The organism is Coralloluteibacterium thermophilum, assembly GCF_042654365.1.
Classification (GTDB): Bacteria; Pseudomonadota; Gammaproteobacteria; order Xanthomonadales; family Xanthomonadaceae; genus Coralloluteibacterium; species Coralloluteibacterium thermophilum.
In genome coordinates this window covers 11987-26120 of record NZ_JBHSGG010000022.1, presented here as the reverse complement: position 1 = coordinate 26120, position 14134 = coordinate 11987, and the positions used below count along the sequence as shown (strand labels likewise).

General features: G+C 72.4%; 11 protein-coding genes. 7 read left to right on the top strand and 4 right to left on the bottom strand.

Annotated features, from left to right (window positions below):
• Positions 1–10 precede the first annotated feature (10 nt).
• The 3 genes from ACFO3Q_RS07695 to ACFO3Q_RS07685 all read right to left on the bottom strand — a co-directional run bounded on the left by ACFO3Q_RS07695 (position 11) and on the right by ACFO3Q_RS07685 (position 2608).
• Complete coding sequence (locus tag ACFO3Q_RS07695) at positions 11–814, bottom strand: restriction endonuclease (protein ID WP_377004067.1); 804 nt, start codon at positions 812–814, stop codon at positions 11–13.
• A gap of 103 nt (positions 815–917) precedes the next feature.
• A complete protein-coding gene (locus ACFO3Q_RS07690; protein WP_377004066.1) occupies positions 918–2168 on the bottom strand; it encodes a TIGR03862 family flavoprotein in 1251 nt (416 codons plus the stop codon).
• The gene (locus ACFO3Q_RS07685; protein WP_377004065.1) at positions 2168–2608 is read right to left on the bottom strand and encodes an FKBP-type peptidyl-prolyl cis-trans isomerase; all 441 of its coding nucleotides are present in this window, start codon (positions 2606–2608) and stop codon (positions 2168–2170) included. The genes ACFO3Q_RS07690 and ACFO3Q_RS07685 overlap by 1 nt, the downstream gene beginning before the upstream one ends.
• A 186-nt stretch (positions 2609–2794) precedes the next feature.
• Between ACFO3Q_RS07685 and ACFO3Q_RS07680 the strand changes: the two genes are divergently transcribed.
• Positions 2795–3505: an alpha/beta fold hydrolase gene (locus ACFO3Q_RS07680; RefSeq protein WP_377004063.1), complete on the top strand. Its 711-nt coding sequence runs from the start codon at positions 2795–2797 to the stop codon at positions 3503–3505.
• A gap of 571 nt (positions 3506–4076) precedes the next feature.
• Positions 4077–4229, top strand: coding sequence for a hypothetical protein (locus tag ACFO3Q_RS07675; protein ID WP_377004062.1), 153 nt, complete (start codon positions 4077–4079; stop codon positions 4227–4229).
• Positions 4230–4232: 3 nt separating this feature from the next.
• Here the strand turns inward: ACFO3Q_RS07675 and ACFO3Q_RS07670 are convergent, their stop codons facing one another.
• Positions 4233–5660, bottom strand: a complete 1428-nt coding sequence (locus ACFO3Q_RS07670) for a CehA/McbA family metallohydrolase domain-containing protein (protein ID WP_377004061.1) — start codon at positions 5658–5660, stop codon at positions 4233–4235.
• 198 nt (positions 5661–5858) lie between these two features.
• On the opposite strand from ACFO3Q_RS07670, the gene ACFO3Q_RS07665 reads away from it, so the two are divergent.
• The 5 genes from ACFO3Q_RS07665 (at position 5859) to ACFO3Q_RS07645 (ending at position 14106) form a co-directional block, all read left to right on the top strand.
• Entirely contained in the window at positions 5859–6602 is a 744-nt protein-coding gene (locus tag ACFO3Q_RS07665; protein WP_377004060.1) for a sulfurtransferase, read from the top strand.
• 156 nt (positions 6603–6758) lie between these two features.
• Positions 6759–8885, top strand: a complete 2127-nt coding sequence (locus ACFO3Q_RS07660; protein ID WP_377004059.1) for a putative bifunctional diguanylate cyclase/phosphodiesterase — start codon at positions 6759–6761, stop codon at positions 8883–8885.
• A gap of 96 nt (positions 8886–8981) precedes the next feature.
• Positions 8982–10616: a TldD/PmbA family protein gene (locus ACFO3Q_RS07655; RefSeq protein WP_377004058.1), complete on the top strand. Its 1635-nt coding sequence runs from the start codon at positions 8982–8984 to the stop codon at positions 10614–10616.
• 505 nt (positions 10617–11121) lie between these two features.
• Positions 11122–12756, top strand: coding sequence for a TldD/PmbA family protein (locus ACFO3Q_RS07650; protein WP_377004057.1), 1635 nt, complete (start codon positions 11122–11124; stop codon positions 12754–12756).
• A gap of 15 nt (positions 12757–12771) precedes the next feature.
• Positions 12772–14106: a TldD/PmbA family protein gene (locus ACFO3Q_RS07645; RefSeq protein ID WP_377004056.1), complete on the top strand. Its 1335-nt coding sequence runs from the start codon at positions 12772–12774 to the stop codon at positions 14104–14106.
• The last annotated feature ends 28 nt before the right edge of the window (positions 14107–14134 follow it).

Below are 14134 nucleotides of genomic sequence, written 5' to 3'. Positions count from 1 at the left end.
GCCCGGCGGTTCAGGCGGCGTGCGTGCCGTCGCAGTCCGGGGCGCGCACGCAGCGCCAGTAGGGACGCTGCGTGTCGTGTCGCCGCACCAGGCGCGTCGGCGCCTGGCACAGCGGGCAGGCCGGCGCGGTCGAGACCGTGGAGCAGCCGACCACCTTCGGGGGCGGCGTCGTGTCCTCGGGCGGCGGCAGGACCGCGTCGTCCTTCGGAATGGTCTCGACCAGGGCGAGCAATGCGTCGTCGACGACCAGTTCGATGGCGTGGCCGCGCGCGAAGGCGAGGGCGTCGGGGGCGACGTCGCGCAGGCCGAGCACCACGAGGCGGTCGGCGCGGTGGTCCTGCACGAGCTGCCAGAGTTTCTGCAGGTGCGCGAGGCGGATCCTGCGGCGCCAGTGCGCGCATTGCAGCAGTGCGACCTGCCGGTCGCGGCGGAGGACGAGGTTGGCGCCGTCCGCGCCGCCCAGCGCGGTGCGGTGGACGAGGAAACCGCGCTGGCGATGGGCCTCGGCCACCAGTGCCTCGACCTCGTGTGCCGGCAGCGCTGCGAGCGCGCGCACCACGGGCGGGGCGGTGCGGAAGCCGTGTCGGCGCCACAGGACGGTGACCGCCGCCAGCAGCGCCAGCGAGAACAGCCCGACGGCCAGTGGCAGGCGGTAGGCATGCGCGGCGACCAGTGCGGCGGGCGTAGCGTCGAGCTGCGCCAGCGCCCAGGACGGACCGAGGAGGGCGGCACACGCCGCGAGCACGCCGGCGATCAGCCAGGCCGCGGCGGCGCCCGTCCCCGAGGATGTCCTCTTGCTGCGTCCCGCGTTCACCGCCGATCCCCCGTGCCGATACGAACCTGCTGCCCGAGGGCAGCCGACGATTGTCGCCGAGCCGGGCGTGCCGCGTCATGCATCCTGCGGTGGCGACGCCCGCTCAGGGTGCGCCGCGCTGCAGCCGGCGCGCCATCGCCAGGCCGGCATGGCGACCGCTGGCGAAGCAGGCGGCCAGCAGGTAGCCGCCGGTCGGCGCTTCCCAGTCGAGCATCTCGCCGGCGCAGAACACGCCGGGCAGGGTGCGCAGTTCGAGCCCGGCGGTCGTCGCCTCCAGGCGCACGCCGCCGGCGCTGCTGATGGCCTCGGGCAGCGGGCGCGGCGCGCGCAGGCGCAGCGGCAGGCGCTTGACCAGCGCGGCCAGCGCGTCCGGTTCCGGCGGCCGCGCGCGGTCGATGCTCTCGTGCACGAGCGCGAGCTTGGCCCCGTCCAGGCCGGTGTGGCGGCGGAGGTGCTCGCCGAGCGAGCGGCCGCGGCGGGGCTGGGACAGCGCCGTGGCCAGGCGCGCGAGCGGCCGGCCCGGCGCGAGGTCGAGATGCAGCACGGCCTCGCCCTCGCGCGCGATCGCCGCGCGCAGGTCGGCGCCGATGGCGTACACCAGGCTGCCCTCGATGCCGGTCGCGGTGAGGACGCATTCGCCCTGCAGCGCCCGTTCCGTGCCGTCGGCGCCGAGCCAGTGGGCCACCACGGGCTTCAGCGGCGCCCCCGCGTGGCGTTCCGCGAGGTGCGCGCTCCAGCCCACGTCGAAGCCGCAGTTGGCGGGCGCCAGCGGCGCGACCTCGACGCCCTGGGCGCGCAGCAGCGCCTGCCACGCGCCGTCCGAGCCGAGCTGCGGCCAGCTCCCGCCGCCCAGGGCCAGCAGGGTGGCCTCGGCACGGACCCGGCGTGAGCCGTCGGGCGTGTCGAAGCACAGCAGGCCGTCCTCGCTCCAGCCGCGCCAGCGGTGGTTGACGTGGATGCGCACGCCGCTGTCCTTGAGCCGCCGGACCCAGCCGCGCAGCAGGGGCGCCGCCTTGCGGTCGAGCGGGAACACGCGGCCCGAGCTGCCGACGTAGGTCTCCACCCCCAGCCCGCGGGCCCAGGCGCGCAGCGCGTCGGCATCGAAGTCGCGCAGCCAGTCCGCCACGGCGTCCGCGCGCTCGCGGTAGCGCCCCACGAAGGTCCCGAACGGGTCCGAGTGGGTGAGGTTGAGGCCGCCCTTGCCGGCGATGAGGAACTTGCGGCCGACCGAACCCTTGGCCTCGTACAGGTCGACCTCGATGCCCGCGGCGCGCAGCACCTCGGCCGCCATCAGCCCGGCCGGGCCCCCGCCGACGACGACGGCCCCGGGCGCGTGCACCGCATCGGCCGGCATCAGGGCGTTTCGACGCCGAGCAGTTCGACCTCGAACACGAGCGAGGCGTTGGGCGGGATGGCCCGCCCGGCGCCGCGCCGGCCATAGGCCTCCTCGGCCGGAATGAGCAGCACCCGGCGGCCGCCGACGCGCATGCCGGCGACGCCGTCGTCCCAGCCGCGGATCACGCGTCCTGCGCCGAGCAGGAAGGAGAAGGGCTCGCCGCGGTCGTGCGAGCTGTCGAACTTCGCCCCGCGCTGCCGCGGCGCGTCCTCGTCGTAGAGCCAGCCGGTGTAGTGCACGGTCACCGTGCTGCCCGGGGTCGCCACGGGGCCTTCGCCGCTCGCTTCGTCGATGCGCGTGAGTTCGTCCACGCTGCCGCCCGGCGGCGGGCCGGGATCGGTGCACGCCGCGAGTGCGGCGACGAGGAGCAGGCAGAGGAGGGCGGCGATGGGACGCATGGCGGGGCGCTCGACGAGGGGCGGGGAGGGTAGCGCATGCGCGCGCCCGGCGCGGCGGCGCGCGGCCGGAGCCACCGGCACATGCCCCTTGGTACAGGTGGCTGCCGGCGTCGGTCGCGCTAGGGTCGGGCCGCCGTCGTCCACAGACGTGCCATCCAGGTGCGCGCGGCGGCCGGGAGGGATGACATGGCTCGATTCCGCGGGGCGCCCTGGGCGCTCGTGACGATCGCTCTGCTCGCGCTGGCGCCGGGGCTGGCCTTCGCCCAGGCCTGCCGCGACGCGGTGGTGCTGGTGCACGGCAACACCGGCACGCCGTCGCAGTTCGACAACACCTACCAGGAGCTGCTCCGGCGCGGCTGGTCGCCCGGGCAGATCTTCCGCCCCGACTGGGGCAGCAAGATCTGCGCGGCCTGCAACGACCACGCCGGCAGCGAGACGGTGCCGGTCGATGCCGCGCTGGTGGACGCCGCCGCCGCCTCCTGCACGGGGCGGATCGACGTGATCGGCCACTCCATGGGCGCCACGCTGGCGGCCAGCCGCATCCAGGCGCTGGGCATGCAGGGCTACGTGGACGCCTTCGTCGGCATCGCCGGCGCCTTCCGCGGGCTGCGTTCCTGCGGCACCTATCCCTGGAACGTCGCCACCACCACCTGCGGCGCCCAGGGGCTGTCGATGAACAGCCCGCTGGTCAATTCGCTCGCCAACCGCTCCTTTGGCGCGCGCATGTACTCGATCAAGTCCTACGCCGACCAGGTGGTCTGCCTGACCGGCGTCTGTACCGTCGGCGGCGTCCACAGTTCCCGCATCGACGGCGAGGACGGCAGCGACACCTACGTGTACGGGCACTTCGGCCTGCTGGAATACACCGCGGCGCGGCAGGTGGACCTGATCCAGTGACGGTTCTGAGGAGGAAGAGTGAGGAGGAGTGAGGAGCGAGCAGGAGCGGGCGTGCTCCTCGTTTCTCGCTCCTTCGCCGCAAAGCGCCTTCCCCCGCCTGCGGGGGGAAAGGCCGGGATGGGGGCGAGCGCGCGCAGCGCGCTGCTTCGAGGAATGCACGGAGCGGAGTGAAGCAAGTCCAGACAGCCACCTCTCCTCTTTTCTCACTCCTCCTGTCTCACATCCCGCAGCAGAAGCGCCCCCTCCCCAACCCTCCCCCGCTGTCCGCGGGGGAGGGGGCGGGTGGGGTTTGAGGAGTGGGTGCGGAGGAGCGGGGAACGATGGCTGGTGCCAGTGCGTGCGCCTCCTCTCGTTTCTGCCTCCTCATCTCTCGCTGCAAAGCTCCTTCCCCCGCCTGCGGGGGAAGGCTGGGATGGGGGTGAGCGCGCGCAGCGCGTTGCTGGGTGCGTGCGGCGAGGGTGAGGAATGCGTGGGAGGCGGGCCGTGGCCGCGTGCCTTCCCTCGTTCCTCAACATCCTGACCTCTCACTTCCCAAGTCGCATAATCCCGGGCTTCCCATCCGGAGTCGCCCATGGAGCCGGTCGTCGTCCTGCTGCTGGTCGTGGCGATCGTGGTTGCGCTGAAGATCGCCGGAGCCCTGCTCCGGCTGGTGCTGTGGGTGCTGATCGGGCTCGGCATCTACTGGCTGGCCGCGCCGCTGCTCGGACTGCCCTGGCCGTTCTGAGCCTCAGGCGCCCGCGTCGGCGGGCGCGATGAACACGGGGTTCGAGTAGAACCAGAGATCCTCCCAAGGGTCCTCGCCGGCGACGTCGGGCTGCGGCTCCATCTCGTCGGTGTTGGTGCCGCGGACGCGGACGAAGCGGGCCTCGCGCACGTCCTCCAGGCGCCACTCCATGCGGATCCACTCGCCGTCGCGCTCCCAGCCGCCGGCGTCCAGCGCCATCCGGTGCATGACCGGGGCGGTCTCGCCCGCGCGTCCCTCGATCAGCTCGACGTGGTGCAGGGGCGGCACCGGGCCGTTGGCGTTCCTGGCCGGTTGGCGCAGCGCGAGGCGGACGTGCACGTCCGCGCCGGCCGGCACCTCCAGGCGTTCGCCCAGCGTCGCCATGCGCGCAGGCTCGCCGGCGACGCTCACCTCCAGTTCGAGCCGGTCCACGAGGTCGCCGGTGGCGACGAACATGCGGCCGGCGCGCAGGGCGTCGAGGACGCCCGCCGGGTCGCGGCGCGCATGGATCCAGGTCTTGCTGTATTCGCCCGGATGGAAGTCGGCGCCGCCGCGGCTCGCATGCACGTGCGAGTCGGAGGTCGCCGTGATCCAGAACCGGCGGCCTTCGGCGAGCATGCCGTCCCAGACGCCGCCGACGGTCGCGGTCATCTGGTCGAAGCCGCCGTAGGTCGGCGCTGCGGCGTTGCGGTAGAGGCCGCGGGTCTCGCGGCTGGCCTGGTGGCCCGGCGCGCCTTCCATGCCGACCAGCACCTCGGGTGCCGCGTCCTGCCAGGCACGCAGCTCGCGCGGGGTCACGTCGCCCCAGGCGCCGTGCGCCGTGGCGGTGCGCGAGGGATGGTTGACGAACAGCACCGGCGTGGGATCGAGCGCGCGCATGAAGGCCAGCGCCTCCAGCATGAAGGCCTCGGTGTTGCGCGAGGGATCCTCGTGCACCTCGCGGCGGTTGTAGCCGGACTCGATCCGGAACAGCTGGTCGCGCTCGTCGTCGTGGATCGGGATGATCAGCGAGGCGTGCTCGGCGGCGGGCACGTCGAATTCCATCCCGTAGAAGATCATCAGCTCCGGCACCGCCGCGCGCGCCTCCAGCAGGGCGGGGTAGGCCTTCTGCGCGTTGACCCGCGAGTGGCCCGGGCCGCCGTGGTCGGTGGAGACCATCCAGCTCAGTCCGTGCGCGTGCGCCTGGCGCGCGTTGTCGAGGATGGCGTGCTCCGAGTCGCCGCCGCGGATCGGCTTGGGCGGATAGGTGCTCCAGTCCCAGGTCACGCTCCACTCGCTGTGGACGTGGTGGTCGCCGGCCAGCCACTCGCGGTCGTCGGCCAGGGCCGTGCCGGCGGCCAGGGCGCAGAGCGCGGCGGCGAGGACGGTCAGGCCGCGGCGGGCGCGGGTTCGCCGGGAAGCGGAGGGGAGGGCGGCGTGCGGGGCGCTCATGGTGAGGCGTGGCTCCTGGGCGATGGGTAAATCCGCCATCAGAACCCGGCGCCGTGACGTGCGTGTTGCAGCAGTGCGGGCCGCGCGGTCGCGCCGCGACCGGGCACGCGTCGCCGACGCCGCTCCCGCGGGCCGCCTCCGCGCCCGAGGGCCCACCCACCCGGCCGCAAAGCGCGCGGCAGGCTCTACACTTCCGCGATGGTCCTGAACGTCGCCGCCTATCACTTCGCTCCCGTCGAGGCGCCCGCCGCGCTGGCAGCGCGCCTGCGCGCGCATGCCGCCGATGCCGGCCTGCGCGGCACCGTGCTCGTCGCGCCCGAGGGCGTGAACCTGTTCCTCGCCGGCGCGGAGGCCGCGGTCCGCGCGCACGTCGAGCTGGTCCGTGCGGAACCGGGCTTCGGCGACCTGCGCGCGAAGTACAGCCGCAGCGCCACGCCGCCGTTCGCGCGGCTGAAGGTCAAGGTCAAGCGCGAGATCATCGCCTTCCGCCGCGAGAACGCCTCGCCGCTCGCCGGGCGCGCGCCGGAGGTGGCACCGGAGACGCTGGCGCGCTGGCTCGCGCAGGGCCGCGACGACGCGGGGCGCAGGCTGGTCCTGCTCGACACCCGCAACCGCGAGGAGGTCGCCTACGGCACCTTCGCCGGGGCGCTCACGCTGCCGATCGACAACTTCACCGACCTCCCCGAGGCGCTGGCCCCGCACCGCGAATCGCTGACCGACGCCACGGTCGTCAGCTTCTGCACCGGCGGCATCCGCTGCGAGAAGGCCGCGCTGTGGATGCGCGCGACCGGCATGGAGAACGTGCTCCAGCTCGACGGCGGCATCCTCGGGTACTTCGAGCGCGTGGGCGGGCAGGGCTACGACGGCGCCTGCTTCGTGTTCGACGAGCGGGTCGCGCTGGGCCCGGACCTCGCGCCCGCCGCCGCGCCGACGGCCGGCTGACCCGCCGTTTCCGCAACGCTGCGTGCCGGCCCCGCAGGAAGGCCGGCTGAACCGCCGTGCGGGCGTGGGCTCAAGCCCCGGGCGCACCGGCCGATCTGTCCTCCCGCGAGCGAGCTCCGTGAGCGGCCCGCGCTTCACCCGCCCCCCGGACCCCACATGCTCGCGAGTGCCTACGACCGTCCCCTCGTCCTGATCTCCATCGCCATCGCCGTGCTCGCCGCCTACACGGCGCTGGACATGGCCGGCCGCGTGTCCGCCGCCCGCGGCAGCGCGCGCCTGTGGTGGCTGGGCGGCGGGACCGTGGCGATGGGCTTCGGCATCTGGTCCATGCACTTCATCGGCATGCTGGCCTTCCGCCTGCCCATCGAGGTCGGCTACGACATTCCGCTCACCGCGCTGTCCCTGCTGCTGGCGCTGGCCGCCTCCGCGCTCGCGCTCGGCCTGGTGTCGGGGGAGGGCCTTCCGCGGCGGCGGCTGATCGTCGGCATGGTAGTCATGGGCGGCGGCATCGCCGGCATGCACTACACCGGCATGGCCGCGATGAAGCTGCAGCCGGGCATCGTCTACGACCCGCTGCTGGTGCTCGCGTCCCTGGTCATCGCGGTCGGGGCGTCGGGCGCCGCACTGTGGATCGCCTTCCGCCTGCGGCGGGGCATCCCGCGCGTGCGCCTGCGCAGACTGGCCGCGGCGGCGCTGATGGGCGCGGCCATCGCCGGCATGCACTACACCGGAATGGCGGCCGCCGGATTCCCGGAGGGCAGCCTCTGCGGCGGCGCGCTGAACGGGCTCGGGCAGGACGGCATCGCCGGGCTGGTCATCGTGATCGCGCTGGCGGTGCTCGCGGTGGCGCTGCTCACCTCGGTGCTCGACGCGCGCATGGAGCAGCGCACCGCGGTGCTGGCGGATTCGCTCGCCGCGGCCAATGCCGAACTCACCCAGCTCGCGATGCAGGACCCGCTGACCCGGCTGCCGAACCGCGTGCTGCTGGAGGACCGCGCGAGCAAGGCGATGGCGGCGGCGCGCCGCGAGGGCGCGCAGCTGGCGCTGCTCTTCATCGACCTCGACGGCTTCAAGGCGGTCAACGACGCCTTCGGCCATCACGGCGGGGACCGCCTCCTCGTCGAGGTCGCCGGCGGCCTGGCCGCATGCGTGCGCGCCGAAGACACGCTCGCGCGCCTCGGCGGCGACGAGTTCGTCCTGCTCGCGCGGATCGACACGCCGAGCGATGCGGCCGCGCTCGCCGAGCGCGTGCTCGCCGAGCTGCGCCTGCCGCGCCAGGTCGAGGGCACCCCGGTCTCGGTCGGCGCCAGCGTCGGCATCGCGCTGTTCCCGCACGACGGCGACGACATGCCCGCGCTGCTGGCGGCCGCCGACGCCGCGATGTACCACGCCAAGGGCAGCGGTCGCGGGACCTACAGCTACTTCGCGCCGTCGATGACCGCCGACGCCCGCGCCCAGCTCCAGTTGATCCACGAACTGGGGCAGGCCCTGGGCAGGCGCGAGTTCGTGCTGCACTACCAGCCCAAGTTCGAGGCGGGCAGCGGCGTGCTCGCCGGCGCCGAGGCGCTGCTGCGCTGGAACCATCCCGAGCGCGGCCTGCTCGCGCCGGCGGACTTCATCGACCTCGCCGAGCGCACCGGGCTCATCCTGCAGATCGGCGAGTGGGTGCTGGACGAGGCCTGCCGGCAGCTCCGCGCGTGGCGCGAGCAGGGCCGTCCCCCGCTGGCGGTGGCGGTGAACCTGTCCGCGCTCCAGTTCTCGCACCCCGAACTGGTGGCGACGGTGGGCAGGGCGCTGCGCGCCCATGACGTCCCGCCGGAGCAGCTCATCCTGGAGATCACCGAATCCACCGCGATGCAGGACGTCGAGGCGAGCCACGCGGTGCTGGAGGCCCTCTCCGCGCTCGGCGTGCGCCTGTCGATCGACGACTTCGGGACCGGCTACTCGAGCCTGCTGTACCTGAAGCGCCTGCCGGCCAACGAACTCAAGATCGACCGCGGCTTCGTCAGCGAGCTGGCCCGCGGCAGCGAGGATGCGGCCATCGTCAGCGCCATCGTCGCGCTGGGCGACGCGCTCGAACTCACCGTGGTGGGCGAGGGCGTGGAGACGCGCGCCCAGCTCGAAGTGCTGAGCGAGCTGGGCTGCGATGCGCTGCAGGGCTACCTGCTGGGACGGCCCGTGCCGGTGGAGGAGTTCCGCTTCGACGGCAGCGCGGAATGCCGGCCGCAGCACGGCGCGGCGGCGGCCGGTGCGCCGCGCGCCGCCGTGACCGATGGCGGTTGACGCCCCGGACGAGGCGCGAACAGCATCGACCGGCCTTCGGATGCCGCACCGGCATCCGCGTCCCGCGCACCTGCGCCCGCCGGAGATCCTGACCCCGTGCAACGCCGCGACTTCCTGAGCCTGTCCGCCGCCGGCCTCGCCGGCCTGATGCTGCCCATGCCGTTCTCGCGCGCCATCGCCGCCGAGGAACTGCTCTCGCCGCTCGATCCCGCGCTCAAGAAGCGGCTGGCCGACGCCGCGCTGGCCGCGGCCCGCGCGGCGGGCGCGAGCTACTGCGACGTGCGCATCGGGCGCTACCTGCAGCAGCACGTCGTCACCCGCGAGACGCGCGTGCAGAACGTGGTGAACCTGGAGTCGACTGGCGTCGGCATCCGCGTGCTGCGCGACGGCACCTGGGGCTTCGCCGCGACGAGCCGGCTGGACGCCGACAGCGTGGCCGCCGCGGCACGGGAGGCGGCGGCCATCGCCCGCGCGAACGCGCAGGTGGGCGATGCGCGCGTCGAGCTCGCGCCGGTGCGCGGCGTCGGCGAGGTGCGCTGGGCGACGCCGCTGCGCGTCAACGGCATGGCGGTGCCGATCCGCGAGAAGGTGGACCTGCTGCTCGACGTCAACGCCGCGGCGCTGGCCGCCGGCGCGAGCTTCGTCAACTCGACGATCTTCCTGGTCAACGAGCAGAAGTACTTCGCCTCCACCGACGGCTCCTACATCGACCAGGACATCCACCGCATCTGGGCGCCGATGACGGTGACGGCGGTGGACAGCGATTCCGGGCGCTTCCGCAGCCGCAACGGCCTGTCCGCCCCCATGGGCATGGGCTACGAGTACCTCACGCCGGACCCGGCCGAGGCCTTCGCCCTGCCGGCCGGCGTGATCGGCTACCGCAACGCCTACGACATGCGCGCCGACGCCATCGCCGCGGCCGCACAGGCGAAGGAGAAGCTCGCCGCGCCGTCGGTGCGCCCGGGTCGCTACGACCTCGTGCTCGATCCCTCGCACCTGGCGCTCACCATCCACGAGTCGGTGGGCCACCCGCTCGAGCTCGATCGCGTACTGGGCTACGAAGCGAACTACGCCGGCACCAGCTTCGCCACGCTCGACAAGCGCGACGCGGGCTACCGCTTCGCCAGCGACCAGGTCACCTTCGTCGCCGACCGCACCGAGCCGCACAGCCTGGGCGCGGTGGGCTACGACGACGAGGGCGTGCCGGCGCGGCAGTGGGACCTGATCCGCGACGGCATCCTGGTCGACTACCAGGCCACGCGCGACCAGGCGCACATCCTCGGCCACGACGCCTCGCACGGCTGCAGCTATGCCGACTCCTGGTCGAGCGTGCAGTTCCAGCGCATGCCCAACGTCTCGCTGGCGCCGGGCAGGTCGCCGCTCTCGGTGGAGGAGATGATCGCCGGCGTGGACGACGGCATCTACATCCACGGCCGCGGCTCGTACTCCATCGACCAGCAGCGCTACAACGCGCAGTTCGGTGGCCAGCTCTTCTACGAGATCAAGAACGGGAAGATCACCCGCATGCTGGAGGACGTCGCCTACCAGATGCGCACCCCGGAGTTCTGGAACGCCTGCTCGGCCGTCTGCGACGAACGCGACTACCGCCTCAACGGGTCCTTCTTCGACGGCAAGGGCCAGCCCGCCCAGGTGTCCGCCGTCTCCCACGGCTCCAGCACCGCGCGCTTCGATGGCGTCAACGTGATCAACACGGCGAGGAGCCTGGGGTGAGCTTGAGGAGTGAGTGGGAGGAGTGAGAAACGAGTACGAGCAGCCGTCAGCCCTCGTGTCTCGCTTCTCATGTCCCGCTTCTCGCAGCAGAGCGCCCTCTCGCCAACCCTCGCCCGCTGTCCGCGGGGGAGGGGGTGGTGGGGCTTGGGGAATGCGTGAGGAGGAGTGGGAAAGGAGTGCCGGCAGCGCTCTGTTTCTCGTTCCTCACTCATCCACCCTCACTTCTCGCGGTAAAGCCGTTCCCCGCCAGCGGGGGAAGGCTGGGGGGTGAGCGCGCGCAGCGCGCTGTGGGGGAGGCCGGGGGACGGACGCGAGCCATCGTGCCTTCCTCGTTCCTCACTCCTCATGTCTCGCTTCTCGCCCAACGCCCCACCCATGCCTAAAGTCATTTGCACATGCCCCCGCTCCGCGGTGAGCATCGGGTGTCGCCCCGCCGTGCGGTGTGCGCAACGCGACATCCCGATCCGACCCTTGCCCGTGCCCCTGCGGCCGGTGGAGAACTGATGTGCAACGACGCGACTTCCTGACCCTCACCGGGCTCGGTCTCGGCGGCATGCTGCTGCCGTCCTACTTCGGCCGCGCCATCGCCGCCGAGGAACTGGTCACCACCATGGAGCCGGCGCTCAAGAAGCGCCTGGCCGACGCGGCGCTGGACGCGGCGCGCCAGGCCGGCGCGAGCTACAGCGACGTGCGCATCGGGCGCTACCTGCGCCAGTTCGTGGTCACCCGCGAGGACAAGGTCCAGAACGTGGTGAACACCGAGTCCACCGGCGTGGGCATCCGCGCACTGGTCAACGGCACCTGGGGCTTCGCCGCGACCAGCCGCCTGGATCCCGACAGCGTCGCCGCCGCCGCCCGCCAGGCCGCGGCCATCGCCCAGGCCAATTCGCGCACGCAGACCACGCGCGTGCAGATGGCGCCGACCCGGGGCGTGGGCGAGGTGAGCTGGCGCACGCCCATCCGCAAGAACGCGATGGAGGTGCCGATCAAGGAGAAGGTCGACCTGCTGCTCGACGTCAACGCCGCGGCGCTGGCCGCCGGCGCGAGCTTCGTCAACTCGACCATCTTCCTGGTCAACGAGCAGAAGTACTTCGCCTCGACCGAGGGCTCCTACATCGACCAGGACGTGCATCGCATCTGGACGCCGATGCAGGTGACCGCCATCGACAAGGACTCGGGCAAGTTCCGCACCCGCGCGGGGCTCTCCTCGCCGATGGGCATGGGCTACGAGTACCTCGACGCCGACCCCGCCGACCGCATCGAGCTGCCCGGCGGCGCGGTGGTCTACCGCAACTCCTACGACCTCCGCGCCGACGCCGTCGCCGCCGCCCGGCATGCACAGGAGAAGCTCGCCGCGCCGTCGGTGCGCCCGGGCCGCTACGACCTCGTGCTCGATCCCACGCACACCTGGCTCACCATCCACGAGTCGGTCGGCCATCCGCTCGAACTCGACCGCGTCCTCGGCTACGAGGCCAACTTCGCCGGCACCAGCTTCGCCACGCTCGACAAGCGCGAGGAGGGGTTCCAGTACGCCAGCGACATCGTCACCCTGTTCGCCGACAAGACCCAGCCCGGCAGCCTCGGTGCGGTCGGCTACGACGACGAGGGCATCAGGACCAAGCGCTGGGACCTGGTCAAGGACGGCGTCCTGGTCAACTACATGGCGACCCGCGACGAGGTGCACATCCTCGGCGAGGAGGAGTCGCACGGCTGCAGCTACGCCGACTCGTGGTCGAGCGTGCAGTTCATGCGCATGGCCAACGTCTCGCTGGCGCCGGGCCGCACGCCGCTCACGCCGGCCGAGCTCATCAAGGACGTCGAGAACGGCGTCTACATCATCGGCAACGGCTCGTTCTCGATCGACCAGCAGCGCTACAACGCACAGTTCGGCGGCCAGCTCTTCTACGAGATCAAGAACGGCGAGGTCACGCGCATGATCGAGGACGTCGCCTACCAGATCCGCACGCCCGAATTCTGGAACGCCTGCTCGGCGATCTGCGACGAACGCGACTACCGCCTCGGCGGTTCGTTCTTCGACGGCAAGGGCCAGCCGAGCCAGGTCTCGGCGGTCTCGCACGGATCCGCCACGGCACGCTTCGACGGCGTCAACGTCATCAATACGGCTCGCAGCCTCGGTTAAGGAGAAAACACACCCATGAGCATCCTGACCGAACAGGAATCCAAGGCCATCCTCGACAAGGTGATCGCCCTGTCGACCGCGGACGAGACCACGGCCGTGCTGGCCGGCTCGGTCGCCGGCAACGTGCGCTTCGCGCTGAACAACATCTCCACCAGCGGCAGCGTCAGCGACGTCGACCTGCTGGTGACGGTGTCGTTCGGCAGGCGCAGCGGCTCGGCCAGCATCAACCAGTTCGACGACGCCTCCCTCGAGCGCGTGGTGCGGCGCGCCGAGGAGCTGGCCCGGCTGGCGCCGGAGAACCCCGAGTTCATGCCGGCCATCGAGAAGCAGACCTACCGTCCGAGCCCGGCCTTCGACGAGAGCGTTGCGGCCATCACGCCCGAATACCGCGCCCGCGTCGCCGCCGACTCGATCGGGCCGTGCAAGGCGGAGAACCTCGTCGCGGCGGGCTTCCTGCTCGACGGCACCAGCTTCTCGGCGATCGCCAACAGCAAGGGCAACTTCGCCTACGGCCGCTCGACCAACTTCAACTACACCTGCACCGTGCGCACCGAGGACGGGCAGGGCTCGGGCTGGGTCGGCAGCAACGTCGCCCGCGTGTCGGAGTTCGATGCCGGCCGCGTGATCCGCACCGGCATCAGCAAGGCCAAGGGGTCGGCCGGCGCGCGCGCGCTGGAGCCGGGCAAGTACACCGTGATCCTGGAGCCCGCGGCGGCGGCGGGGCTGGTGTCCTTCATGATGTCGGGCTTCGACGCCCGCCAGGCCGACGAGGGCCGCAGCTTCCTGACCAAGCGCGGCGGCGGCAACAAGATCGGCGAGCGCGCCTTCGACGAGCGGGTCAGCATCTACTCCGACCCGTGGCACGCCGACGTGCCGGTGCTGCCCTGGGACGAGGAGGGCCTGCCGCGCGAGCGCATCGACTTCGTGGACAAGGGCGTCGTGCGCGGGTTGCGCTATTCGCGCTACTGGGCCGACCGGAACGGCGCCCAGGCCACGGCGCGTCCGGGCAACCTGATCGTGCCCGGCGGCACCAAGTCCACCGCGGAACTGGTGGCCGGCACGCAGCGCGGCATCCTGGTCAGCCGCACCTGGTACATCCGCATGGTCGATCCGCAGACCATGCTGCTGACCGGCCTGACCCGCGACGGCACGTTCTACATCGAGGACGGCGAGATCAAGTACCCGATCAAGAACTTCCGCTTCAACGAGTCGCCGGTGATCATGCTCAACAACGTCGAGGAGCTGGGGCGGTCGATCCGCGTGGCCGGCGACGAGTCGGGCTACATCATGATGATCCCGCCGATGAAGCTGCGCGACTTCACCTTCACCTCGCTGTCGGACGCAGTGTGACCGTTCGCGGTGCGCGCACGGCACGACG

Excerpts from the sequence above, each read along its gene's own strand:
- ACFO3Q_RS07690 (WP_377004066.1), bottom strand. The coding sequence starts at position 2,168 with ATGCCGGCCGATGCGGTGCACGCGCCCGGGGCCGTCGTCGTCGGCGGG.
- ACFO3Q_RS07685 (WP_377004065.1), bottom strand. The coding sequence starts at position 2,608 with ATGCGTCCCATCGCCGCCCTCCTCTGCCTGCTCCTCGTCGCCGCACTC.
- ACFO3Q_RS07680 (WP_377004063.1), top strand. The coding sequence starts at position 2,795 with ATGGCTCGATTCCGCGGGGCGCCCTGGGCGCTCGTGACGATCGCTCTG.
- ACFO3Q_RS07675 (WP_377004062.1), top strand. The coding sequence starts at position 4,077 with ATGGAGCCGGTCGTCGTCCTGCTGCTGGTCGTGGCGATCGTGGTTGCG.
- ACFO3Q_RS07670 (WP_377004061.1), bottom strand. The coding sequence starts at position 5,660 with ATGAGCGCCCCGCACGCCGCCCTCCCCTCCGCTTCCCGGCGAACCCGC.
- ACFO3Q_RS07665 (WP_377004060.1), top strand. The coding sequence starts at position 5,859 with ATGGTCCTGAACGTCGCCGCCTATCACTTCGCTCCCGTCGAGGCGCCC.
- ACFO3Q_RS07660 (WP_377004059.1), top strand. The coding sequence starts at position 6,759 with ATGCTCGCGAGTGCCTACGACCGTCCCCTCGTCCTGATCTCCATCGCC.
- ACFO3Q_RS07645 (WP_377004056.1), top strand. The coding sequence starts at position 12,772 with ATGAGCATCCTGACCGAACAGGAATCCAAGGCCATCCTCGACAAGGTG.